23 protein-coding genes and 1 tRNA gene are annotated in these 24,019 nt (G+C 62.2%); 12 read left to right on the top strand and 12 right to left on the bottom strand.

What is annotated here, in order from left to right:
* Both RCH10_RS19045 and RCH10_RS19040 read left to right on the top strand, forming a co-directional pair.
* A complete protein-coding gene (locus tag RCH10_RS19045; RefSeq protein ID WP_409053610.1) occupies window positions 1–549 on the top strand; it encodes a phosphonate degradation HD-domain oxygenase in 549 nt (182 codons plus the stop codon).
* A complete protein-coding gene (locus RCH10_RS19040; protein ID WP_409053609.1) occupies window positions 546–1,448 on the top strand; it encodes an EamA family transporter in 903 nt (300 codons plus the stop codon). The genes RCH10_RS19045 and RCH10_RS19040 overlap by 4 nt, the downstream gene beginning before the upstream one ends.
* 27 nt (window positions 1,449–1,475) lie before the next feature.
* Here RCH10_RS19040 and RCH10_RS19035 read toward each other — a convergent pair whose 3' ends face one another.
* Window positions 1,476–3,794, bottom strand: a complete 2,319-nt coding sequence (locus RCH10_RS19035; RefSeq protein ID WP_323495184.1) for an arginine/lysine/ornithine decarboxylase — start codon at window positions 3,792–3,794, stop codon at window positions 1,476–1,478.
* Window positions 3,795–3,900: 106 nt separating this feature from the next.
* Here RCH10_RS19035 and RCH10_RS19030 point away from each other — a divergent pair, with 106 nt between their 5' ends.
* From RCH10_RS19030 to RCH10_RS19015, 4 genes are all read left to right on the top strand, one after another.
* Window positions 3,901–4,326: an NfeD family protein gene (locus tag RCH10_RS19030; protein WP_187052101.1), complete on the top strand. Its 426-nt coding sequence runs from the start codon at window positions 3,901–3,903 to the stop codon at window positions 4,324–4,326.
* A 26-nt stretch (window positions 4,327–4,352) separates the two neighbouring features.
* Window positions 4,353–5,285 carry an SPFH domain-containing protein gene (locus RCH10_RS19025; RefSeq protein WP_187052102.1) on the top strand — a complete coding sequence of 311 codons (933 nt, stop codon included), beginning with the start codon at window positions 4,353–4,355 and terminating at the stop codon, window positions 5,283–5,285.
* A gap of 14 nt (window positions 5,286–5,299) precedes the next feature.
* Window positions 5,300–5,389: transfer RNA gene (locus tag RCH10_RS19020), tRNA-Ser, on the top strand.
* An 81-nt stretch (window positions 5,390–5,470) separates the two neighbouring features.
* A complete protein-coding gene (locus tag RCH10_RS19015) occupies window positions 5,471–5,647 on the top strand; it encodes a hypothetical protein (RefSeq protein WP_409053608.1) in 177 nt (58 codons plus the stop codon).
* Between the two features lie 420 nt (window positions 5,648–6,067).
* Here the strand turns inward: RCH10_RS19015 and RCH10_RS19010 are convergent, their stop codons facing one another.
* The 10 genes from RCH10_RS19010 to RCH10_RS18965 form a co-directional block, all read right to left on the bottom strand.
* Window positions 6,068–6,835 (bottom strand): DUF5343 domain-containing protein, encoded by a 768-nt coding sequence (locus tag RCH10_RS19010; protein WP_409053607.1) that lies wholly within the window; start codon window positions 6,833–6,835, stop codon window positions 6,068–6,070.
* A 279-nt stretch (window positions 6,836–7,114) separates the two neighbouring features.
* A complete protein-coding gene (locus RCH10_RS19005; RefSeq protein WP_409053606.1) occupies window positions 7,115–7,342 on the bottom strand; it encodes a hypothetical protein in 228 nt (75 codons plus the stop codon).
* 213 nt (window positions 7,343–7,555) lie between these two features.
* Window positions 7,556–7,777: a hypothetical protein gene (locus tag RCH10_RS19000; RefSeq protein WP_409053605.1), complete on the bottom strand. Its 222-nt coding sequence runs from the start codon at window positions 7,775–7,777 to the stop codon at window positions 7,556–7,558.
* Window positions 7,778–7,947: 170 nt separating this feature from the next.
* On the bottom strand, window positions 7,948–8,721 hold the full coding sequence (locus RCH10_RS18995) for a hypothetical protein (protein WP_409053604.1): 774 nt from the start codon (window positions 8,719–8,721) through the stop codon (window positions 7,948–7,950).
* A 73-nt stretch (window positions 8,722–8,794) separates the two neighbouring features.
* On the bottom strand, window positions 8,795–9,439 hold the full coding sequence (locus tag RCH10_RS18990) for a c-type cytochrome (RefSeq protein WP_409053603.1): 645 nt from the start codon (window positions 9,437–9,439) through the stop codon (window positions 8,795–8,797).
* A 32-nt stretch (window positions 9,440–9,471) separates the two neighbouring features.
* Window positions 9,472–10,755, bottom strand: a complete 1,284-nt coding sequence (locus RCH10_RS18985) for a PQQ-dependent sugar dehydrogenase (RefSeq protein WP_409053602.1) — start codon at window positions 10,753–10,755, stop codon at window positions 9,472–9,474.
* 161 nt (window positions 10,756–10,916) lie between these two features.
* The gene (locus RCH10_RS18980; protein ID WP_187052103.1) at window positions 10,917–12,131 is read right to left on the bottom strand and encodes a branched-chain amino acid ABC transporter substrate-binding protein; all 1,215 of its coding nucleotides are present in this window, start codon (window positions 12,129–12,131) and stop codon (window positions 10,917–10,919) included.
* A 138-nt stretch (window positions 12,132–12,269) separates the two neighbouring features.
* Window positions 12,270–12,830: a hypothetical protein gene (locus tag RCH10_RS18975; RefSeq protein ID WP_409053601.1), complete on the bottom strand. Its 561-nt coding sequence runs from the start codon at window positions 12,828–12,830 to the stop codon at window positions 12,270–12,272.
* Complete coding sequence (locus RCH10_RS18970) at window positions 12,830–13,267, bottom strand: DNA polymerase III subunit chi (protein WP_187052104.1); 438 nt, start codon at window positions 13,265–13,267, stop codon at window positions 12,830–12,832. The genes RCH10_RS18975 and RCH10_RS18970 overlap by 1 nt, the downstream gene beginning before the upstream one ends.
* Window positions 13,268–13,295: 28 nt before the next feature.
* Window positions 13,296–14,801, bottom strand: coding sequence for a leucyl aminopeptidase (locus RCH10_RS18965; protein WP_409053600.1), 1,506 nt, complete (start codon window positions 14,799–14,801; stop codon window positions 13,296–13,298).
* Between the two features lie 21 nt (window positions 14,802–14,822).
* Between RCH10_RS18965 and lptF the strand changes: the two genes are divergently transcribed.
* The 6 genes from lptF (at window position 14,823) to RCH10_RS18935 (ending at window position 19,856) form a co-directional block, all read left to right on the top strand.
* Complete coding sequence (gene lptF / locus RCH10_RS18960) at window positions 14,823–15,944, top strand: LPS export ABC transporter permease LptF (RefSeq protein ID WP_409053599.1); 1,122 nt, start codon at window positions 14,823–14,825, stop codon at window positions 15,942–15,944.
* Window positions 15,941–17,047: an LPS export ABC transporter permease LptG gene (gene lptG / locus RCH10_RS18955; protein ID WP_409053598.1), complete on the top strand. Its 1,107-nt coding sequence runs from the start codon at window positions 15,941–15,943 to the stop codon at window positions 17,045–17,047. Before lptF ends, lptG begins: the two co-directional genes overlap by 4 nt.
* 2 nt (window positions 17,048–17,049) lie before the next feature.
* Entirely contained in the window at window positions 17,050–17,424 is a 375-nt protein-coding gene (locus RCH10_RS18950) for a sirohydrochlorin chelatase (protein WP_409053597.1), read from the top strand.
* Window positions 17,425–17,488: 64 nt separating this feature from the next.
* Window positions 17,489–18,430 carry a CysB family HTH-type transcriptional regulator gene (locus RCH10_RS18945; RefSeq protein WP_409053596.1) on the top strand — a complete coding sequence of 314 codons (942 nt, stop codon included), beginning with the start codon at window positions 17,489–17,491 and terminating at the stop codon, window positions 18,428–18,430.
* Complete coding sequence (locus RCH10_RS18940; RefSeq protein ID WP_409053595.1) at window positions 18,427–19,590, top strand: pyridoxal phosphate-dependent aminotransferase; 1,164 nt, start codon at window positions 18,427–18,429, stop codon at window positions 19,588–19,590. The genes RCH10_RS18945 and RCH10_RS18940 overlap by 4 nt, the downstream gene beginning before the upstream one ends.
* 107 nt (window positions 19,591–19,697) lie before the next feature.
* On the top strand, window positions 19,698–19,856 hold the full coding sequence (locus tag RCH10_RS18935; RefSeq protein WP_409053594.1) for a DUF3309 family protein: 159 nt from the start codon (window positions 19,698–19,700) through the stop codon (window positions 19,854–19,856).
* 79 nt (window positions 19,857–19,935) lie between these two features.
* On the opposite strand, the gene hrpA is transcribed toward RCH10_RS18935, so the two are convergent.
* Entirely contained in the window at window positions 19,936–23,943 is a 4,008-nt protein-coding gene (gene hrpA, locus RCH10_RS18930) for an ATP-dependent RNA helicase HrpA (protein WP_409053593.1), read from the bottom strand.
* Window positions 23,944–24,019: the final 76 nt, after the last annotated feature.

The following is a 24,019-nucleotide window of genomic DNA, read 5'->3' as shown; positions in this document are numbered from 1 at the left end:
ATGGCACTGACACTGCAAGACATCGACACGCTCTTTGCTCGCCACGGCGCCGCGCAATACAGCGGCGAGCCGGTCACGCAGCTCGAACATGCACTTCAAAGCGCCTACCTCGCAGAACAGGCCGGTGCCGACGACGAACTGGTGACGGCTGCCTTGCTGCACGACCTCGGCCACCTGCTCAACGACCAGGGCGAGACGCCGAGCCTGCGCGGCGTCGACGATGTGCACCAGTACTTCGCCCTTCCCTTTCTTCGCGGCGTGTTCGGCGAGCGCGTGCTGTGCGCGATCAAGTGGCACGTCGATGCAAAGCGCTACCTGTGTGCGACGCGACCCGACTATTGGGCCAGCCTGTCGGCCGACTCCAAGCGCAGCCTCACGTTGCAAGGCGGCGTCTTTTCAGCCGAGCAGGCGGCGCAGTTCATCGCGCAAGAGAACGCGCCCGAGGCGGTGCAATTGCGACTGTGGGACGACCAGGCCAAATCAGCCGACCTGGTCACACCAACGCTGGCGCACTACCTCGCGCGCGCCCGCCGCTGCATGGTTCATTGAACACCGTCGCACCGGTGGTGCTCGCTGCAGGACTGACCGCGCCGATCGTGCTCGCCGTGCTGTTCGGCGCGCTGCTGCACGCCAGTTGGAACGCGCTCATCAAGTCGGGTCGCGACAAGCAGCTCGACACGGCGCTTATCCACAGTCTCGGCTTTTTCCTGGCTTTGCCGCTGCTGCTCTACATCGGATTGCCGAGCGCGACGTCATGGCCTTACATCGCCACGTCGACGGCCATCCATCTCGGCTATTACATCGCGCTGGCCGGTGCTTACCGGCATGGCGATCTCGGCCTCACCTATCCCGTGATGCGTGGCAGCGCGCCTCTGCTGGTCGCCCTCGGCAGCTTCACCTTCATCGGCGAGCGGCTGTCGCTGGTAGCGTGGATCGGTATCGCTGTCGTTTGCGCCGGCGTGCTCACGCTCGGGTTGTCAAGGTCGGCGCTGCACGTCGGCGACGAGTCGCAGCGACGTAAGGCGCTGACCTTTGCGCTCTGCAACGCCGCCATCATCGCGCTCTACACGGTGGTCGACGGCATCGGCGTGCGCGCGTCCGGCAATGCGCTGGCCTACGTCGCAGCGCTGTTCCTGTTCGACGGCATTCCGTACCTGCTGCTGGTCATGTGGCAGCGGCCCGCCGCGCAACGCGGTGCAGCACTGCGCTACATGGCGGGCCGCTGGAAGCTCGCTTCTGTCGGCACGCTGGCGTCGCTCGGCAGCTATGCGATCGCGCTGTGGGCCATGTCGCGTGCACCGGTGGCGCTGGTCGCCGCGCTGCGCGAAACCTCGGTGCTGTTCGCAGCCGTCATAGGGACGCTATTGCTGCGCGAGCCCTTCGGCTGGCAGCGCGCCATCGGCACCGTGGTCGTGGTGTGCGGAGTGATCGCGCTGCGCTTCGGCTGAAGCGCAGCGCGATCGTCGAGCGCCCGGTCAGTCCGACGCCGTGACAGCAGCAACAGGTGCTGCGACGCAATCCGCGTAGTAGCGCTTCTTGCCCGTTTCGTCGACCTTCGCCACCAAGCCGTGGATATCGGTTTCGAAACCCGGGCACTCGGTGTTGAACTCGCGCGCAAAACGCAGGTAGTCGACGATCTTCTTGTTGAAGACCTCCCCCGGAATGAGCAACGGGATGCCCGGTGGGTAGGGCGTGATCAGGCTCGTCGTGATGCGGCCCTCGAGGAAGTCGATCTCGACGCGCTCGGTCTTGCGGTGCGCGATGTGCGCGAAGGCATCGCTCGGCTTCATGGCAGGTGTCAAGTCGCTCAGATACATCTCGGTGGTGAGCTTGGCCACGTCGAAGCGCGCATAGAGCTTGTGTATGTGTTGGCACAACTCGCGCAGGCCGAGGCGCTCGTAGCCCGGATGACTCTGGCAGAACTCGGGAAGGATGCGCCACATCGGCTGATTGCGTGCGTAGTCGTCCTTGAACTGCTGCAGCGCCGTGAGCAGCGTGTTCCAGCGACCCTTGGTGATGCCGATGGTGAACATGATGAAGAAGCTGTAGAGCCCGGTCTTCTCGACGATGACGCCGTGCTCGGCCAGAAACTTGGTCACCACGCTGGCCGGGATGCCGGTGTCCGCGAAGTTGCCTTCGAGGTCGAGGCCGGGCGTGACGATGGTCGACTTGATCGGGTCGAGCATGTTGAAGCCATCGGCCAAATCGCCGAATCCGTGCCAGTTACGCGGTGACTTCTTGGTCTTGCGCTTGGCCTCTTTCTCGCCCTTCATGATCCAGTCTTCCGCGCGACCGATGCCTTCGTCGACGAGCTTCTCCGGTCCCCACACCTTGAACCACCAGTCGTCCTTGCCGAACTCCTCTTCGACCTTGCGCATGGCACGGCGGAAATCGAGCGCCTCCAGGATGCTTTCTTCGACCAGCGCGGTGCCGCCGGGCGGCTCCATCATGGCGGCAGCCACGTCGCAGCTGGCGATGATCGCGTACTGCGGGCTGGTCGACGAGTGCATCAGGTAAGCCTCGTTGAAGAGGTCACGATCGAGCGCGCGGTTCTGCGAATCCTGCACCAGCACATGGCTGGCCTGGCTGATCCCGGCCAGCAGCTTGTGGGTCGATTGCGTCGCGAACACCAGCGAATCTTTGGGCCGGACGCGGCGCTTGCCCATGGCGTGGTAGGCGCCATAGAACGGATGGAACGCCGCATGCGGCAACCAGGCCTCGTCGAAATGCAGCGTATCGACATAGCCGTCGAGCATGTTCTTGATGGTCTCGGTGTTGTAGATCACGCCGTCGTAGGTCGACTGCGTGAGCGTCATCACGCGCGGCTTCACGGTCTCGGGGTCGCGGTCTTTCAACAGCGGGTTCGCCTTGATCTTGGCCTTGATCGCGCTCTTCTCGAACTCGCTCTTGGGTATCGGTCCGATGATGCCGAAGTGGTTGCGCGTGGGCTTCATGAAGACGGGGATGGCGCCCGTCATGATGATCGCGTGCAGGATGGATTTATGGCAGTTGCGGTCGACCACCACCACGTCGTCGGGCGCCACCGTGTGGTGCCACACCATCTTGTTGCTGGTGCTGGTGCCGTTGGTCACGAAGAAGCAATGGTCGGCGTTGAAGATGCGCGCCGCATTGCGTTCGCTGGCCGCCACCGGGCCGGTGTGGTCGAGCAACTGCCCCAACTCTTCGACCGCGTTGCACACGTCGGCACGCAACATGTTCTCGCCGAAAAACTGATGGAACATGCGCCCCACCGGGCTCTTCAAGAACGCCACGCCACCCGAATGGCCCGGGCAATGCCAAGAGTACGAGCCGTCTTCGGCGTAGTCGATCAGCGCCTTGAAGAACGGCGGCTGCACGCCCTCCAGATAGCTTTTGGCTTCGCGGATGATGTGGCGCGCCACGAACTCCGGTGTGTCTTCGAACATGTGGATGAAGCCGTGCAACTCGCGCAGGATGTCGTTGGGGATGTGACGCGCCGTCTTGGTTTCGCCGTAGATGTAGATCGGCACGTCGGCGTTCTTGCGCCGCACCTCTCCGATGAAGGTGCGCAGATTGAGCACCGCAGGATCGAGGTCGGGGCCAACGGTGAACTCCTCGTCATCGATCGACAGGATGAACGCGCTGGCGCGGCTTTGCTGCTGCGCGAACTGGCTCAGGTCGCCGTAGCTCGTCACGCCCAGCACCTCGAAGCCCTCGCCGACGATCGCCTCCGCCAATGCGCGAATGCCAAGGCCCGAGGTGTTCTCGGCGCGGTAGTCCTCGTCGATGATGACGATCGGAAAACGAAATTTCATGTGCGGGGTCCGGCAGGCAAAAGAGCCGCGAAGTGTAAGGAATTCGCGTGACGGCTGCCGGACCATCTATCAGACAATGGGGGCCAACAACAACGAAGAGGCTTCAATGGCGAACTCATCGGTCTGGTGGCTCATTGCAGGCGCAGCCATCGTGCTCGAGTTGCTGTCGGGCACCGTCTACCTTTTGCTGCTGAGCGCGGGCTTCGCTTCGGCTGCCATCGCGGCGCATCTGGGCTTCGGTCTGACCACCCAAATCATCGTCGCTGCAATCGTCGGCGTAGGCGCCGTCCTTACCTGGCATCTGATTCGACGTGGTCGCCCTGCCCCGCTCGACAGTGCATCGAACCCCGACGTGAACATGGACATCGGAGAAAAGGTGCAGGTCGATGCGTGGAACTCCGACGGCACGGCGACGGTCCGCTACCGAGGCGCGCAATGGACCGTGGTGCCGCGCCCCGGCCACACGCCAGCGCCAGGAGAGCACCGCGTGACCGAAGTCATCGGCAGCCGGCTGGTCGTCGACAAGATCTAAAGAACATAAACCCAAGGAGATAGCAGATGGATTACGCAGTCCCCCTCGTCATATTGATCATCGCAGTGATCTTCATCAGCCAGTCCGTGAAATTCGTGCCGCAGCAAAACGCCTGGGTGCGAGAGCGCCTCGGCAAGTACCACAGCACGATGACGCCTGGCGCCAACTTCCTTATTCCGTTCATCGACAAGGTCGCCTACAAGCACAGCCTGAAAGAAATCCCGCTCGACGTACCGAGCCAGATCTGCATCACGCGCGACAACACGCAGCTGCAGGTCGACGGCATCCTGTACTTCCAGGTGACCGACCCGATGCGCGCGAGCTACGGTTCTTCGAACTACATCATGGCGGTGACGCAGCTGGCGCAAACATCGTTGCGTAGCGTGATCGGCAAACTGGAGCTCGACAAGACATTCGAGGAGCGCGACATCATCAACGCGCAAGTGGTGCAAGCCATCGACGAGGCCGCGCTCAACTGGGGCGTGAAGGTGCTGCGCTACGAGATCAAAGACCTGACGCCTCCAAAGGAAATTTTGCTGGCCATGCAGGCGCAGATCACCGCCGAGCGCGGCAAGCGCGCGCTCATCGCTGCCTCAGAAGGTCGTCGACAAGAGCAGATCAACATCGCGACCGGCGAGCGCGAGGCTTTTATCGCGCGCTCCGAAGGCGAGAAGCAGGCGCAGATCAATAACGCCCAGGGCGAGGCGGCTGCCATCACCGCAGTCGCTGATGCAACGGCTTTTGCCATCGAGCGTGTCGCCGCTGCGATCCGCCAGCCGGGCGGTGAACAAGCTGTGCAGCTGAAGGTGGCCGAGCGCGCGATCGATGCCTACAGCAAGGTGGCAGCCGATTCGAAGACCACGCTGATCGTGCCCAGCAACATGACCGAGACCTCGGCCCTCATCGCATCGGCTATGCGAATGGTGCAAGCCGCAAAAACCAGTCCCGGAGCCGGTTAGAATCGTGGCCTGCTGGAGCGGTGGATGAGCGGTTTAAGTCGCACGCCTGGAAAGCGTGTGAGGGTTAATACCCTCCGCGGGTTCGAATCCCGCCTGCTCCGCCAGAAAGATAGTATTTACGGGCCCTCTGGGCCCGTTTTGCTTTTCTACCCCCCTTGTTACCCTCCTCTTGAACGAGTGCGTCCATGCATATAAGTAGCGACCAACGCGACCTCTTGATTGCCGTCCTGCTTGCACGCCGCGCGGGTTTGTCCAGTGGAAGCGCGCCGCAGACGAAAGAGGAGATCGAAGCCGACCATGTGCTCATCACTTCAATGCTCGACGAACTGGAGTCGCCAAGCGGCAAGCTAGAGTGGCCCTGACGCGCACGGTTTTAATTTCGAACGAAACTCGATTGGACAAAACGAAAAGGCCCGCACGCGGCGGGCTTGACCGGCTTGGATGAGCCGGCACCTGATTGTCATGATCAGGGCAGAGGTCGCGGCCTGGTTAGAACAGGCTCAGTTGACCAGGCATGCCGCGGCAGTGCTCACAGACGTTCTCAAGTCGGCCGAGCCGAAATCGAACGTATGGGCGCACGTGCACGCTGCGGGGGTACATGCAAATAGGCATGGTGTTATCCCTCGGGTGGTGTGTGACATCCCCGACGGCGTTGCACCCGCTCCCCCGCAGCTATTACACTGCGGCTGTCCCTCAGAAAGACATGGTTGCAGACACTTGTCGTCGGACCTGACGCAGGCCCCTAGCTCATACCTAGGGGCCTTTGTCGTTTTCCAGAGCGCTCATAGCGACTCGTCCTCCTTCTCAGCAGGTGCTGCCGTTTGCATCTCGGCGGTCTGTTTCTTCCAATGGCCGATGTACGCGGTAAGCATGGTCTGAAACAGTTCCCAGTCTGCGTCGACAAAATCTTTAGGGATCGAAACCGACACCTTGCGGCCGATCGGAATAGGGATATCGAACACGTGAACGTCAGCAACCGGTGGGGGCAGGCGTGGCGCCTCAGCGGCTGCCTGCAGTGATGCTGTCAGCTTGGGAAAGCTGAGTGTGGTTTTCTTCGGGGCGCCACCAACTAGGCGGATCGACACATTCGGCGCGCGGATGTTTGGCGAGACCTTGATGCCCGCTTGTTTAGCCCCTGCAAGGAAAAACATGATGGCGCGGGCGAGCGTGCTGCCATTAATGCCTTGGGCTCGAAACTGCTCGAGCACCTGCTGGCTTGTAGCGCGCTCAATGTTGAAATTTTCAGCAGCGAACAAGTAGGGGTAGGCGCTTTTGAGGGCGGCCTCAAGCAAGGGGACTCGCGACTCGTCTTCGGCGGGGACGTATTCCCTGTAGAGCGTCGTCGGCGCGCCCCTCTCGGTGACGAAGCCGAGATATTTCAAGGCCGCAAGGAGTTCCCCAGCGGTCGATCCGGCGAAGTTGGACATCAGCGAGCGGTCGACCACATCGGTGATGTGCCCGTCATCCCGGCGAGCTTCCATGAACGAGTTGAATGACTTAAATGAGCCATAGGCTGGCGTAAGTTTTGGCTTTTCTGAGACGGTTGACATGTGGCGCGCCTTATCGCCGGTACACGGACCTGCGGCAGTTGCGAGTCTAGCCGCAATCTGCACAAGTACGCAACATTCAGCGGCAACTTCGTTGTTCGTGAGCGCGCCTGTTTTCCCGTCAGACGTTCTCTGATTGATGTGCACAATCAAAAAATCGTCCAATATTCTTTCGATATCAAAAATTCCCTCCTGATATCAACAGGTTAGGTAACTCGAAACCGAAGGTCGTCTCTGTTAATTGCGTGGATACAGAATCAATCCTGATTAGGTATTTCGAAATCAGCGGGCTTGGACGACTTGGGTAATACCGTATTCGGTAGAGATATCGACAGGCACTGGCACCATGTGGTGCCCGAAAACGAACTCGCCAACCAGCGGGCGGCTCGCATCCTTGAAGCGCCACGCCAGCCCATCGGGCTCGGTCACCGTCAGGTACGCGCCGATGTTGGCTTCGCAGCCCTTGACCTCGCCAACGACGATGCAGATGTCGCCTGATTTGATTGCCATGGTGTGCTCCGGAAAAAGTGGTTTAAGAGCACGCAGTTTCTGCGTCGACACGCACTGAACAGGCAGTACCCGACTCGCGTGAGGTTACGTTTCTGCGCAAGGTTTTGCGCATCTGCGCAAGGCGATGTCCAGCGCTCAGCGACGATCGCTTGCGCGTTTGCGCAAGGCGGTCGCGAAACTATTCTTCTTGACTATCGACGTGCCGGCGGCAAGCTATCTGGTCGCCGCCCACTCAGGCAGCTTATTAGCTTTCGCACTGGCTGAAGCGCGTCGTGCTCGCCGATCGCTGCGGCGGGCATCTTTGATGCCGTCTCGCACGCCCCACCGAATCACGAGATACAGGACGTAGAGGCCGATCAACGTGCCGATGACAGATAGCACCATGCCTGTGAAAAATATCTTCGTCATCTCGATCTGGAAATCGTGCACGCTCATGGCCTACCTTTCAGCACCGCTGATTAGACTAAGCGAGATTTTGAGCCAACGTGGCTCTCATTGCGCAGTCCCTGCTCCGGCTTCAAGCTGGCGAAATATCCCAGTGAGTGCATCGCGGTCGCCACCACTCGCGAGATTGGCGGCCGTCTGCCTGCCGCCGATGTTGATAGTCAACGTCTTGTTGTCCGATGGGCCGGCCTTCTGCGCATCCGCTCGTCGCTTGTCACCGGCTGCAGCGCGTCGCGCTTGATCGAGTGCGTTAGTCGTCGCAGCAAGCATGCCCTGCGTGTCGCGGATGGCCTCCGGTGACACCGAGCCCGCGGTGCCTGCGCTGGCGGCGCTGATGAACTGTGCCGCGTCGCGCGCTTGCTTGTGCGCCTCTTCGAGCATGGGATGTCGGCGGCCGTGTACTTGGTCTTGCCAACGCCGTTGGCTACCGCCTTCGCCTTGTCGAGCGGTACGGTGTTCGTGAACGTGCCCACCGGCGCGCCGCTGTTGCGCGTTCGCTCGACGCCGAAGCTATCGAGGAACGTGCTGCCGCTGCGGTCGCTCGGTCCGTCGGGTCGATCGTTGCCAGACTCGCCACGCTTGCCGCTGTACTTCGGCCCGTTCGAATCGCCCGGCGATGACACGTTGCCGTTGTAGTTGTTGCCATCGAGGCCAGGCTGCGGCTTCACGTTGCGAAGCGAATCGAGCAGCTTGTCGACGCCGTCTTTGCCAACACCCATCGATGTAGCGATCGAAGTGCCCGTGGCTTGCCCGATGATCTGCATACGCAGCATCTCGCGTTGGACTGCGATCTCCGATGTCTCCACGCCGTGGTTTGCTTCGGTGGCTGCCTGCGAATAGGATTGGAACGCCTTGACCTTGTCGGCCAGGCTGGTCGTCGTGCTGTTGCGGATCAGATCCCACGATGCCGCGAAGCGCGTTGCGGTGGCCTGCATCTCTTCAGGTCATTCCAAAAACCTGCTGAAAGCCCCGTTCGCGGGGCTTTTTTGCGTCTGGGCTTTGAGGAGCCTAGTGGTACTGCGCCATGAAATTTGCCAACGCGCGCAGCTGGTCGTCCGCCAGCGGGTATACGACATCGGCCATTGCGGCCACGCCGCCGCCGGTTCGCTTACCGGCCTTGAAGTCGCGCAACGCCTTGAGCAAATAGTCTTCGCGCTGGTTGGCCGTTCGCGGCGTTGCCTGGGTGCCCGAATAGTCGTCCTTGTGGCACGAGGCACAGCGGTTTTGTTGCGCCAGTTTGAGGCCGACCGAGTACATCGACTGATCGCCGGAAGCTGTGGCGCGCGGCGGTGGCGCCATAGCGGCAAAGTGCTTGGACAGCACCCGGATGTCATCGTCGCTCAGACTCGCCGCCAGTGGCTGCATCACCGCGGACTTGCGTGTGCCCGTCCTGAAGTAAACCAGTTGCCACTGGAGAAAACTTTCCGGTTGACCTGCCAGCGACGGCGTCTCCGGCATCTGCGAAATGCCGACGGTGCCATGGCACGCGATGCATGTTTCTGCCTTGGCCGACGCAGCGGGCAAGTCGGCAGCGTGAGCCGCGCCGCTCAACGCGACTGACGTTGCCAACGCGGCGAACGCGGCCAACGCCACTGTTCCGAACCCTGCCCTCATGCGCGCGGCCCACAGCCGCACCGGTGCCATCACACCCATCGCTTTACTCCAGCCATTGAGCGCGCCTCTCGTTATTTGCCGTAGCTGATGCGATACACCGCACCCGCCCAGTCGTCAGCGACGAGCAGCGATCCATCGGCCGCCACCACCACGTCCGCCGGCCGACCGCTGTAAGCCTGATCACCCGTGATCCAGCCGGTTGCGAACGTCTGCTGCTTGATCTTCTTCCCCTGCGCATCGGTCGTGACGCGGACGATCTCGCCGCCCCTGTACTTGTGACGGTTCCATGAGCCGTGGTTGGCAATGAAGATGTTGTTGGCGTACTCGGCCGGGAATTGCTTGCCGGTGTAGAACTTCATCCCCAGTGGCGCCACGTGCGCGCCGAGCTTCAAGGCCGGTGGCGTGAATTCGGAGCACTTGTGGCCCATCGCGTATTTGGGGTCGGGCATGTCGCCCTGGTGGCAATACGGATAGCCGTAGTGCGCGCCGATTTTCGCCACATGGTTGAGCTTGTCGCTGGGCATGTCGTCGCTGACCCAGTCACGCGCATTCTCGGTAAACCAGTAGTCGCCGGTGCGCGGATCGATGTCGCCGCCCACGCTGTTGCGCACGCCGATGGCGACCATCTCCGCCTCGCCGGTTGCCGGATTGATGCGCCGCACTTGCGACAGGCTCGTTGGTGGCAAGCACACGTTGCACGGCGGGCCAAAGGGCACGTAGAGCCAGCCCTGTTTGTCGAAGGTCAGGTACTTCCAGCCGTGGGCCGCATAGGCCGGCATGTCGTTGTAGACGACCTTGCCTTCGGGCATCTTGTCCAAGTTGGCTTCGGCGTTCTCGTACTTCAGGATCCTGTCGATATCGACCACGTACAGCGAGCCATCGCGAAACGCGACGCCCGTCGGCATCTTCAGCCCGGTGATGATCGGCTTCACGGTCTTGCCGTTGTCTGTAATCGCATACACGGTGCCTACGCCGAACGATCCGACAAAGAGCGTGCCCTTGTCGCCCCACGCCATCTGGCGCGCGCTGTTGACGCCGGCCGCATACACACTGATCTTGAAACCCTTGGGAAGCTTGATGGCCTTGAGGTTCTTTTCGAGGTCGGCCATCGATGCCGGCAAGGCTGGACCGGATGGCGGCGCCAGACCTTTCTGGGATTCGGTTTCGTCACCGAGAAACCAGTCCGCGGGCGGATGTTCCCAGAAGTCTTTTTTGGTGGAGTCGTAGCTCTTGACTGCCTGAGCCTGGGCTTGGGTAGCCGGCAGCATGAAGAGCGCGGCGCACACGCTCGCCACACTGGCCATGGCACCCAGACCGAGCGGCCGAGCGATGGCACCTGTCACTGATTTGCGCATTTTTGTCTCCTGTTTGTTGTTTGAATGGCAGGTTGATAAAAACACGCCGCTCCTCCGAGCACATCTGTCGTTTTCCCTTACCGACAATGAGGTCGAAAGACCTCTTTTCTCTGGACAAAAAAAAGAGGCCCGAAGGCCCCTTTCTCGATTGCCGCGAAGGCTTAGCGAACGACAGCGATCTGTTCGCGCTTGCCGGCCTTGTACGTGTACAGGGTCAGCGCGCCGTTCTTGATGTCGCCCTTTTCGTCGAAGGCGATCGGGCCGGTCACGCCCTTGTAGTTGGTCTTGCCAACTTCAGGCAGGTACTTTTCCGGGTCCGACGAACCGGCGCGGACCATGGCGTCGGCCAGGATCTCGACGGCGTCGTATACGTACGGTGCATAGATCTGCACGTCGACGCCGTTCTTGGCCTTGAAGTCGGCCTTGAACTTTTCCAAAGGCGCCTTGAAGTCGCCGTCGACACCGCCGGCTTCGGCGCAAACCACCATGTCCTCACCAATCGCATCGCCGGCCAGCTTGGCCAGTTCGCCAGTGCACAGGCCGTCGCCGCCCATGAACTTGACGGTCATGCCGAGTTGCTTGACCTGCTTGAGCATCGGGCCAGCGACCGCGTCCATGCCGCCGAAGAACAACACGTCGGGCTTGGTGCCCTTGAGCTTGGTCAGGATGGCATTGAAGTCGGTCGACTTGTCGGTGGTGAACTCATGGCCGACGATGGTGCCGCCCGCCGCCTTGACCGACTTTTCGAACTCTTCAGCCACACCCTGGCCATAAGCAGTGCGGTCGTCGATCACGGCAATATTCTTGCCCTTGAGCGTTTCGACTGCGTACTTGCCCAGCGTGCCGCCGAGTTGCGTGTCGTCAGCCACCACGCGGAACGTGGTCTTGAAGCCTTGACGCGTGTACTTGGGGTTGGTTGCCGATGGCGAGATCTGCGGAATGCCAGCGTCGCTGTACAGCTTGGAAGCCGGGATGGTGGTGCCCGAATTCAGGTGACCAACGATGCCGTTGACCTTGGCGTCGACCAGCTTTTGCGCCACAGCGGTGCCTTGCTTAGGATCGCCAGCGTCGTCTTCTGCGAGCAGTTCGAACTTGGCAACCTTGTCGCCGATCTTCAGGTTGCGCGAGTTCAGGTCTTCGATGGCCATCTTGGCGCCGAACTCGTTGTCCTTGCCAAGGTGGGCGATCGGGCCACTGGTCGGGCCGACGTGACCGATCTTGACGATCAGTGCATCGGCAGGAGGCGCTGCAGCAGGTGCGGCGGCGGTAGTTGCCGCTGGCGCAGCAGCAGGAGCGGCAGCTTCTTCTTTTTTGCCGCAAGCCGCTAGCGTCAGCGCAGCCATTGCGACCGCAGTCACAGTCCATTTCAATTGCATGGGAAACCTCCAGAACATTGATGAAGAATTACGTAAAAACCGGTCTTTCGATCCGGGCGGGAAATCCGACAAATTTATTCAGCAAGTTTCGCGCCGCGGACCGGGGACGCCCCTGCGCCAGCCGACCCGGCGCGCAGTTTAGCCGACGGATTGTGGGCTGAAGGCTGGCACAGACCCTGTGTTGTCGGAAAGCTCTTTCGACAGCGCCTCGACCACCAGCGAACGCAAGACGCCTTCAATTTCGCTGCGCAAGCGCGGCACCATCGCATCGAGCTGTTGCTGAACTGCAGCTGACACCGCGTCGCTCAAACGCTCCTCCAATGACAGGTCGATACGCTGCAGCACGCGGTGCATCAATTGCTCTTCGAGGCCGAACGCATCGGCGTCCGACAAGGCATTGACATCGATGGCGATCCGGTTTTCCGGCGGCGGGCTGGAGGCTGCGTCCAAAGCGATGGGCGCAGGCGGCTCGGCTACGTACGCCTCATCCGCTGTCTGCGCCACGTCCGCGGCGATACCGACCATCGCCGTTGCAATCGCGGCCTGGCGTGCCTCCGCCGACGGCGTGTGCTGCGCCTCTTCTTCGGACATCAGGGGAAGCGGAAGCGGCGATGGCAACGCGTGCGGCTCATCCGGCATGTCGAGCACCGTGGTCAACGTCGGCACGAAGCGCGGCGGCGTGCGCTGGTTGCTGGCCATCAGGCAGTTGCCTCCCCGAAGTCGTGCCGCTTGATTGAATATCCGCGGTCGGCATAGTGCCGCCAGCGCGCACGTGCCAGTTGCCGGTCTTGTGCATCGCTGCTGACGATGTCGATCAGTCGATCGAAACGCTCGAATCCAATCGGCAATGCGTTGCCCAGATTGACCAGCACCTGCCGATGGGGCGGCGTCCCCATGTCGGCGCCCATGAGCACCACGGGCGAGCGCGCCACCACGTGCGGTGCACTGTCTGCCCGGCAATGCGGCACGAAGTCGACTGCCGAAAAGTCCCATAGCGCAGCATCGATCGCATCGAGCGTTGCGGCATCCGCCACCACCACAAGCCTCGCATCGTGCTTGCCGACGGCCTTGCGCAACAGCCGGCAGGCGTGGTGCACCTTGTTCGGCGCGTTGAAATGAAAGTCGATTTCGGTCACGCGGCGATCGTTTGACAGATCGGAAGAATCAAGCGCCAGGACGCGCTTTGCGGCCGGCCTTGCGCGGCGCCACAGCCGGCGTGGCTGCGATCGACATGCCGACACGACTGACCAGGTAAGACACCAGCAAGCCGACCGGCCGACCGGTCGATCCTTTGGCGGCGCCGCTCTTCCATGCACTTCCGGCAATGTCCAGATGGGCCCATGGAAACCCGTCGACGAAGCGCTGCAAAAACTTGGCCGCCGTCACCGCACCGCCGGCGCGGCCCGCGATATTGGCGACGTCTGCGAAATGGGTCTTCAGGCCCTCGGCATATTCTTCATCGAGCGGCATGCGCCAGCAGCGGTCGAGCGATTGCTCGCCGGCGGTTTCAAGCGCCTTCGCCAACACGTCGTCCGGAGAAAACAAGCCGCTGCGCACGCCACCCAATGCGACAACGCAAGCGCCGGTGAGCGTCGCGATGTCGATGACCGCCGCCGGCTTGAAGCGCTTCGCATAGGTCAGCGCGTCGCACAGGATCAGGCGCCCTTCTGCATCGGTGTTCAGCACTTCGATGGTCTGGCCGCTCATGCTCGTGACGACATCGCCCGGCTTCAGCGCCTTGCCGTCGTTCATGTTTTCGCACGAGGGGATCAGCCCGACCACGTTGATGGCCGGCTTGAGTTCGCCCAGTGTGCGGAACACGCCGAGCACGCTCGCCGCGCCGCACATGTCGAACTTCATCTCGTCCATTTCGGCAGCCGGCTTGAGCGAGACGCCGCCGGTGTCGAAGGTGATGCCTTTGCCGACGAGCACGACGGGCGCTTCGTCTTTGGCGCCGCCGCTGTACTGCAGCACGATGAAGCGCAGCGGCTCCGACGAGCCCTGCGCCACCGCTGCAAAAGAGCCCATGCCGAGTTTGGCGACCTCTTTCGGGCCGAGCACCTCGCACTTGATGCGCGGCAGATCGGCCAGCTCTTTGGCGGCGTCTGCCAACATCGTCGGGGTGCAATAGTTGGCCGGGCGGTTGCCCCACTCCTTGGCCAGTTCGATGCCCGAGATTGTCGCGTTCGCTTCGGCAAATGCGCCGGCCAGCGACGCGGCGTCCGGCACGCCAAGCGTCACATGCCGCAGCGTGCGCGGCTCGGGCTTCGACTTGGTGGTCGTGTAGACGTAGCTGGCATCGGCGGCGGCGAGCATCGCGCTGTGCAGCGCGCCGGCCTCTGGCGCTTTCGCGAAGACCATGGCCAGGCGTTTGGTGCCGACGCCTTTCGCAGCGTTGATTGCGGCGATCACCGCGCTGCGCACCTGCGCCGGCTGACCGTTGCCAATCGACGCAAGGACGACGCGCGGCGCGGCAATGCCGACCGGGTGATACAGGCTCAGCAGCTTGCCGGCCTTGTCAGGGAAGTCGCCGGCGAGTCGCGCGGCGGCAGCGATGACCGACAAAGCATCGTTGTCCGCGACGGCACCCTCGGGCACGAGGAAGACAAGCGCGTCGGCTTTTTCGGATGCAGCCAGGCTGCTGGTGAGGGTCTTGAGTTGGAAGTCCATAATCCTTTTTTTCCCTCGACGATGTTATTCCATTCCTCCCTACGTAGAGAGTTGTCTCGCAGCTTCGGCGCGACACTCGTCGTGCTGGTCACCATCGTGATGACCATGATGCTGATCCGTACGCTCGGGTTGGCCGCCAAAGGCAGTGTCAACCCATCCGAGGTGTTCCTCGTGATGAGTTACACGGTGCTCGGGTACCTGCCGACCATCCTTAGCCTGAGCCTTTTCGTCTCGATCGTCGGCACCTTGTCGCGCATGTACCGTGACAGCGAAATGGTGATCTGGTTTTCCAGCGGCCGGGGGCTGGCGGACTTCGTGAAGCCGATCTTCAGCTTCGCCTGGCCGGTGCTGTTGCTCATCCTGGCGCTTGCGCTCGTCGGCTGGCCCTGGGCCAATTCGCAGACACAGGGGATGCGCGCCCAGTACGAGCGCCGCAGCGATATAGAGCGGGTATCGCCCGGCGAGTTCGTCGAATCGGCGGGCCGCATGCGGGTCTTCTTCATCGACAAGGACACACCCAATGCCGACACCGCATCGAACGTGTTCATTTCATCGATCGAGCGCAGCCGGCAGATCGTCACGTCGGCGCGAAGCGGCCATATGGAAGACATCGACAAGGCGCGCTATCTGATGCTGGAAAATGGCCAGCGCGTCGAACGCCCGCTCGACAATTCGGGCCTGAAGATCAGCGAGTTCAAGACCTATGGCGCCCGAACCGGCGTCAACACCTCCGACTCGGCCGATGACGCTCCCGCGCGTTCGCGTCCCACCCTCATGTTGTTGGCGCGACCCACGCCGGAAAACATGGGTGAACTCGGCTGGCGCATCGGCATGCTGCTGGCTGGCATCAACTTCGTGCTGCTGGCTTTGACGCTTTCAAGCGTGAATCCGCGAGTCGGCCGCAGCGGCAACCTGCTCTTCGCGCTGTTCGCATTCGTCGTCTATTACAACCTCATCAATCTTGGCCAGGGCTGGGTGACGTCGGGGCGTTACAGCTTCGTCGGCTTCATGGTGGCGCTGCACGGCGGCGTGCTGGCGATCAGCCTGACTTGGCTGTCAGCGCGCCATCAGAGCTGGAGCCTGCGACGGCTGTTCCAACCTACACCTGCGCGCTCGCATTCGTCTGCGTCATCGTCCACGTGAAAACAATTCGTCGCCTGATCTACGCCGAAGTGCTGAAGGCGGTTGCTTTCGTCACCCTCGGCTTCTTGAGCCTGTTCTTTTTCTTCGACTTCGTCGACGAGCTTTCCGGAATCGGTAAAACGGGCCTGGGATACGGCCTGCCGCAGGCGCTTCTTTTCGTCACTTTGCAAATCCCGGGACATCTGTACGAGCTGCTGCCCATCGCGGTATTGATCGGCACGATTTTCGTCATGGCGCGGCTCGCGCAAAGCTCCGAATACACGATCCTCCGCACCAGCGGACTGGGCCCCTGGCGCGCCTTGCGCACGTTGCTTGTGCTGGGCCTTGGATTCGTCGTGCTTACCTTTGCCATCGGCGATTACGTCGCACCTTTCACGGGCAGCACGGCACAACTCCTGAAGGCACGCTATCAGGGTTACATAGCGACCGCCGGCATCACGGGTGCATGGCTGAAAGAACGGCGCGACGACAAGTCGTATGCCGTCAATGTCGCGTCGATTCGGCGCGATGGCACCTTGACCAACCCGCGCATTTTCGAGTTCGATGCCGATGGTTTCATCGCCAAACAAATATCTGCAGCCTCTGCGCGCGTCGTCGGCAACGAGTGGGTTCTCACCGGGGTCGAGCAGCAAGACTACAACACGCGAAACACCGTCGACAAGGGTCGAATCGGCATCGTGCAGATGCCTGAAATGCACTGGCCGACGACTCTCACCAACGAGATGGTGTCGGTCGCATTGCTCAAGCCAGAGCGCATGGCGACCATCGACCTCTTCGAGTACATCAGGCATCTCGATGCGAACGGGCAGACTGCGCAACGCTACGAAATAGAGTTCTGGCGCAAGGTGTTCTATCCACTCTCGTGTCTGGTGATGGTGGTGCTGGCGCTGCCCTTCGCATATCTGCACTTTCGGCAAGCCGGCATCACGAGCTACGTGTTCGGCGGCGTGATGATCGGGATCAGTTTCTTTATGTTGAACAACGTTTTCGGCTATCTCGGGAACCTGAGCAACTGGTGGCCGTGGATGACGGCAGCTGCGCCGGGTCTTATCTATTCCGTGATGTCGCTGGCAGCGTTCACATGGCTGGTATTGAGGCGTTAAGAATGACCGATGTCGTCATGGCTGGCATCGTGTTGTTCGCGCACGGCTCGAGAGACGCGCGGTGGCGCGCACCGGTCGAGGCGGTGGCGCGGCGTATCACCGAACTCTCGCCGGGTGCGCCGGTGGTTTGCGCCTACCTTGAACTGATGGCGCCCGACTTGCCTACAGCTGCCGCAGGGCTGCTCGCACAAGGCGCTCAGGCCGTGCGCATCGTTCCGCTTTTCTTGGGCATCGGCAAGCACGTTCGCGAGGACTTGCCAGGGCTGATCGATGGACTGCGCGCCGCGCATCCCGGCGTCACGTTTTCGTTGCAGACGGCGGTCGGCGAAGACATTCGAGTCGTCGAACTGCTGGCGCAAATCGCCCTGCACGGCTGACCCTGCGCGACGCTCCATAGATTGCAGAAGGCATAATAAATCCGACAATAAGACGGAATTTGTTATGAATCTCCACCAGTTCAAGTTCGTGCAGGAAGCCGTGCGGCGTAACCTGAACCTGACCGAGGCCGCGAAGGCGCTTCACACCTCGCAACCCGGCGTCTCCAAAGCCATCATCGAGCTCGAAGAGGAGCTCGGGGTCGAGATCTTTGCGCGACACGGCAAGCGGCTCAAGCGTGTGACCGAGCCGGGCCAGCATGTGCTGGCCAGCATCGAATTGATCATGCGCGAGGTCGGCAACCTGAAGCGCATCGGCGAGCAGTTCAGCGCCGAAGACAGCGGCACGCTGTCGATCGCCACCACCCACACCCAGGCGCGCTATGTGCTGCCGGTGCCGGTCGCCAAGCTGCGCGAGGCCTATCCGAAGGTGAACGTGAGCTTGCACCAGGGTTCGCCCGATCAGGTGGCGCGCATGGTCATCGACGAGATCGCCGAGATCGGCATCGCCACCGAATCGCTGTCTGACTACAGCGAACTCGTCACCCTGCCCTGCTACGAGTGGCAGCACGTGCTTGTGCTGCCAAAGGACCATCCGCTGGCAGCCAAGGAGCGCGTGTCGCTCGAAGATTTGGCGACAGAGCCGCTCATCACATACCACCCGTCGTTCACCGGCCGCACGCGCATCGACGCGGCCTTCGCGCAGAAGAAGCTGACCCCGCGCATCGCGCTCGAAGCCATCGACTCCGACGTCATCAAGACCTATGTGCGCCTGGGCCTGGGCGTCGGCATCGTCGCGGAGATGGCGGTGCGCGACGACACCAATGCCGATTTGGTGGTGAAGCCGATGGGCCACATCTTCGGCACCAACATCGCTCGGGTCGCATTCAAGCGCAGCGCCTACATGCGCAATTTCGTCTTCAAATTTGCCGAGTTGCTGAGCGACCGGCTCGACCGCAACCTCATCGCCAAGGCCCTGTCGGGCCATCATCAAGACTACGAACTATGAGCGCTGTTCTTCGCACACCTGAAGTCGGTACCAAGCTACCTCAGGTCGGCACAACGATCTTCACCGTGATGTCGGCATTGGCCGCTGAAAAGGGTGCGGTCAATCTGGGTCAGGGCTTTCCGGATTTCAATTGCGACCCAAAGCTGATCGCAGACGTGACGGCAGCCATGGCGGCCGGCCACAACCAGTACCCGCCCATGCCGGGCATCGCCACACTGCGCGAGGCGATCGCTGCCAAGGTCACGGCGCTTTACGGCCACAGCTACAACGCGGCGAGCGAGATCACCGTCACTGCCGGTGCCACGCAGGCCATCATCACCGCCGTGCTGGCTGTCGTACGACCGGGCGATGAGGTCATCGTGCTGGAGCCTTGCTACGACAGCTACGTGCCCAACATCGAGCTGGCCGGCGGTACGGTGGTGCGTGTGCCCCTCACCCCAGGCACGTTCCGGCCCGACTTCGAAAAGATTTCCGCCGCGATGACGCCGCGCACGCGCGCCATCATTGTCAACTCGCCGCACAACCCGAGCGCGACCGTCTGGACCGAATCCGAGATGCGCCAGCTCGAAGCGTTGCTGGCGCCGACCGAGGTGCTGCTCATCAGCGACGAGGTCTACGAGCACATGGTCTACGACGGTGCGCTGCATCAGAGTGCTGCCCGTTTTCCAGGCCTCGCGGCGCGCGCCTTCATCGTGAGCAGCTTTGGCAAGACCTATCACGTGACCGGCTGGAAGGTCGGCTACGTCGCGGCACCGGCCGTGCTCACGACCGAGTTCCGCAAGGTGCATCAGTTCAACGTGTTCACGGTCAACACGCCGATGCAGCACGCGCTGGCCAATTTCATGGGTGACGCGGCGCCCTACCTCGAGCTGCCGGCGTTCTATCAGCACAAACGCGACCTGTTTGCCGCGGGCCTTGCGAAGACTCGCTTCAAGTTGCTGCCGAGCGCCGGTACTTACTTCCAGTGCGTCGAAATCGGCGAGGTCAGCGACCTGGGCGAAGCGGAGTTCTGCCAATGGCTCACCAGCGAGATCGGCGTCGCGGCGATTCCGCTGTCGGCCTTCTATGGCGACGGATTCGACCAACGCGTGGTGCGCTTTTGCTTTGCCAAGAAAGACGAGACGCTCCAAACCGCGCTCGATCGGCTCGCTAGACTCTGACACGTTTCGTAGGCGTCCCCTGACTGCCAAAGGGGCTGCATTCCCTAGTCCAAAGCAGCCAGAGGAAACACGATAGGGGCTCTTTTTAATGCCCTCTGGAGAACCCCATGTCTGTCTCGCTCATCGTTCTGGTTATCGTCATCCTGCTTCTGGTTGGCGCCCTTCCCACCTGGGGTCATAGCCGGAACTGGGGCTATGGCCCGAGCGGTGGGCTGGGCCTGGTGCTGATCATCGTCATAGTGCTGTTGCTGATGGGCCGCATATGAAGGCGCCTCGCTAAGACACTGAAGCCCGCTCCGGCGGGCTTTTTTGTGCGCGCTCGATGCTGCTTTTCACGACTTGGCATCACGTATGCAGTTGCGTCCAGGCCTTGTCGAGCCTCTTGATGCTCACCGGCTGCGGCGTACGCAATTCCTGCGCGAAGAAGCTGACGCGCAACTCCTCGAGCAGCCATCGAAATTCGCTCATGCGCTCGTCCGTCACCCCTTTGCGCTCGGCGAAAAGGCGCCAGTAGCGCTGCTCCTGCGGCCTTAGCTCAGCCAACTTGGCGGCGTCGCGGGCCGGGTCGGCACGCAGCTTGTCGAGCCGCAAGGTGATGGCCTTCAGGTAGCGCGCGAAGTGCTGCAATTGCGGCCAGGGCGTGTCGGCAAGAAAGCGCTTGCCCATCAGCCGTTGCAATTGCTGCGCGGAGTCCGCCGTGGCGTCGGGCTGCACCTTGGTGTCCTTGATCTTGCGCACCGCCACCGCATAGTCGACGAGGACGATGCCCGTCAGTCGTGCCACTTCGTTGGCTATCAAGGTAAGGCGGCCGCGGCCCTCTTCGATGCGCCGCTTGAAGGCGAACTCGTCGGTCGGCAGCGGCTCCTGCAGGAACGCCCGATCGAGCGCGACTTCGATGATTTGCAACCGCAATTCGTCGGCAGTGCCAAGCGACATGTACGCGACCGCCATCTTCGGCAAATCCGGGATGTTCTTTTCGAGGTACTTGAGCGCGTCTTTCAGCTGCAGCGCCACAAGCCGACGCAAGCCAGCACGGTGCTTCGCCGCTGCCACTGCTGGTTCGTCGAAGACCTCGATGGTGACTGCGTCGCCGGCATCCAGCAACGCCGGAAAACCGATCAGCGATTGCGAGCCGCGCCGGACTTCCATCAACTCCGGCAGCTCGCCGAAAGTCCATGCCGTGTAGCGCTGTCCTGCAGGCAGCGATGGTGTGGGCGTCGCACTGCTTCGAGCGCCCGGCTCGGCCTTTCCCGTCGGCGTCTTGCCGGCACCGGCGCGCGCATCTGAAGCATCCGGCGCCGTCGTGACCTTCACATTAAGCCCGGCCAACGCCTGGAACGCACCACGCGCCTGAGCGCCCAACTCGGCCTTCAGTGCGCCGAGGTTGCGCCCCATGCCGAGTTGACGTCCATGCTCATCGACCACCCGCAGGTTCATGAACAGATGCGGCGGCAGCATGTCGAGCTTGAAGTCGGCGCGCATCACATCGATGCTGGTCATGTCGCGCACGCGCTTCAGCAGCACATCCGTCAGCGCGCCGGCACCGAACACCTCGGGCACCGACAACGCTTCGAGCAGCTTTTCCGCCGTCGCGGGCAGCGGCACCAGCCGCGAGCGCGGACGCTGCGGCAGGCTCTTCAGCAGCGCCTGTATCTTGTCCTTCAGCATGCCGGTGACCAGCCACTCGCAGCGCTCTTCGCTCACCTGGTTGAGCACGAAGAGCGGCACGCTGACGGTGAGTCCGTCTTTCGCATCGCCCGGCTCGTGAAGATACGTCGCAGCGCAGTCGACACCACCCAGCCGCACCGTCGGCGGGAACGACTGCGTCGTGATGCCGGCTGCGGTGTGCCGCATCAGCTCGTCGCGCGTCAGATACAAGAGGCGCGGCTGATCGTGCGAAGCGTGCCGGTACCAGTTTTCGAAAGTGATGCCGCTCGCCACGTCAGCCGGCAACTGCGCGTCGTAGTACGCGTAGATGAGTTCGTCGTCGACCAGCACGTCCTGCCGGCGCGCCTTGTGTTCCAGTCCTTCGACCTCGCGCACCAGCTTGCGGTTGGCGACCAGAAACGGAAACCGGCTCTCCCACTGCCCGCCGACCAGCGCTTCGCGAATGAAGATTTCGCGGGACGCCACCGGGTCGACTTTAGTGAAGTCGACGCGCCGACCGCTGTACACCACCAGGCCGTACAACGTCGCGCGTTCCAACGCGGACACCTGCGCGCCTTTCTTCTCCCAATGCGGATCGAGCAGCTGCTTTTTCAGCAGATGACTGCCGACTTCTTCCAGCCATTGCGGCTCGATGTTGGCGATGCCTCGACCGAAAAGTCGCGTGGTTTCGACCAGCTCCGCAGCAACGATCCAGCGGCCCGGCTTCTTGCGCAAGTGCGCGCCCGGATGCGGATAGAACTTGATGCCCCGCGCGCCCAGGTAGTCACCGGACTGTCCTGAACCCGCTGACGGATCTTCCATTTTCCAGCCGACATTGCCGAGCAGTCCGGCCAGCATCGACAGGTGCAATGCGTCGTAGCTGGCCGGCTGCGGGTTGAGCGGCCATTTGTGCTCGGTAACGACCGTCAGCAGTTGCGAATGTGTGTCGCGCCATTCGCGAACGCGCCGTATGTTGACGAAGTTCTGCCGCAGCAACTGCTCGTATTGGCGGTTGCTGAGCTTGTGGGTCGGAGCGACCTCCGCGGCACTCACCGCTGCCGGCGCGGCCATGCGCTGGGCGATCGACAGCACGGCGGCGCCGGGCCGCTTCGTCTCACTGCCGTGCATCTGCCGGCGCGTCATCGGTGCATTGCCGCCGCGCGCATCGCCGAGCCACTTCCACAGCGTCAGGTAGCCGCTGAACTCGCTCTTCTCGTCGTCGAACTTGGCGTGTGCCTGGTCGGCCTGCTGCTGCGCCTCCATGGGCCGGTCGCGCACGTCCTGCACGCTGAGGGCCGACGCAATGACCAGCACCTCTTCGAGCGCGCCACGTGACCGCGCTTCAAGAATCATTCGGCCGACGCGCGGGTCGAGCGGCAGGCGCGCCAACTCGGCACCGGTCGCGGTCAATTCGTTGTTGTCGTCGACCGCGCCCAGCTCGTTCAACAGCTGATAACCATCCGAAATCGCGCGCGGCGATGGCGCCTCCAGAAACGGAAACTCCGAGACGTCGCGCAGCCGCAGCGACTTCATCCGCAGGATCACGCCGGCCAGCGATGAGCGCAGGATTTCCGGGTCGGTGAAACGCGGCCGACCTTCGAAGTCTTTTTCGTCGTAGAGCCGGATGCAAATGCCGTCGGCGACACGGCCACAACGGCCGGCACGCTGGTTGGCCGCGGCCTGGCTGATCGGCTCGACCAGCAGCTGCTCGACCTTGCTGCGAAAGCTGTAGCGCTTGACGCGCGCCGTGCCGGTATCGATGACATAGCGCGTGCCTGGCACGGTGAGCGAGGTTTCGGCCACGTTGGTGGCCAGTACGATGCGCCGCCCGGTATGGCCGTCGAAGATGCGGTCCTGCTCGGCCGGCGAGAGACGCGCAAAGAGCGGCAGCACCTCGGCATTGCGCATCAGCGGGCTGTGGCTCAGATGCCCGCGCAGATAGTCCGCCGCCTCTCGGATCTCGCGTTCACCCGGCAAGAAGACCAGGATGTCGCCGACGTGGTGCGGATCGCGCCAGAGCTCGTCGACCCCATCGGCGATCGCGTTGTTGAGGTCGTACTCGCGCGACTCTTCGTACGGCCGGTAGCGCTGTTCGACCGGGAAGGTGCGACCCGAGACATAGATGATCGGCGCCGGCCCGTTGCGCGACGCAAAGTGCGTGGCAAAGCGGTCCGCGTCGATGGTGGCCGACGTCACGATGATCTTCAGGTCGGGCCGCCGCGGCAGGATCTCGCGCAAGTAGCCGAGCAAAAAGTCGATGTTCAACGACCGCTCGTGCGCCTCGTCGATGATGATCGTGTCGTAGGCCTTCAGTAACGGATCGGTCTGCGTCTCGGCCAGCAGGATGCCGTCGGTCATCAACTTGACCGAGGCGTCGCGGCTCAACCGGTCCTGAAACCGCACCTTGAAGCCGACCACGTCGCCGAGCGGTGTCTTAAGCTCTTCGGCGATGCGTTTGGCCACCGAGCTGGCTGCAATCCGTCGTGGCTGCGTGTGGCCGATGAGCTTGCCCTGCCCCGGCGGCTTGTTCAGCTTGCCGCGGCCGAGCAGCAAGGCGATCTTGGGCAGCTGCGTGGTCTTGCCCGAGCCGGTCTCTCCGCACACGATCACGACCTGGTTCGCCTCGATGGCAGCGGCAATTTCGTCGCGCCGGGCAGACACCGGCAGCGATTCGGGGAACTCGATCTTCAGTGGAGGCAACGACAAGGCGGGCAGTTCGGGGAAAATCGCCGATTATCTTGCGCCCGGCCAAATCGGCTTCTGCTTCGCACCGCCTACCCTT

Source organism: Variovorax sp. GrIS 2.14 (assembly GCF_046115955.1).
In the GTDB taxonomy this organism is placed as follows: Bacteria; Pseudomonadota; Gammaproteobacteria; order Burkholderiales; family Burkholderiaceae_C; genus Variovorax.
The sequence above is the reverse complement of the archived record's forward strand: the minus strand, read 5'-3'. Positions and strand labels throughout refer to the sequence as shown.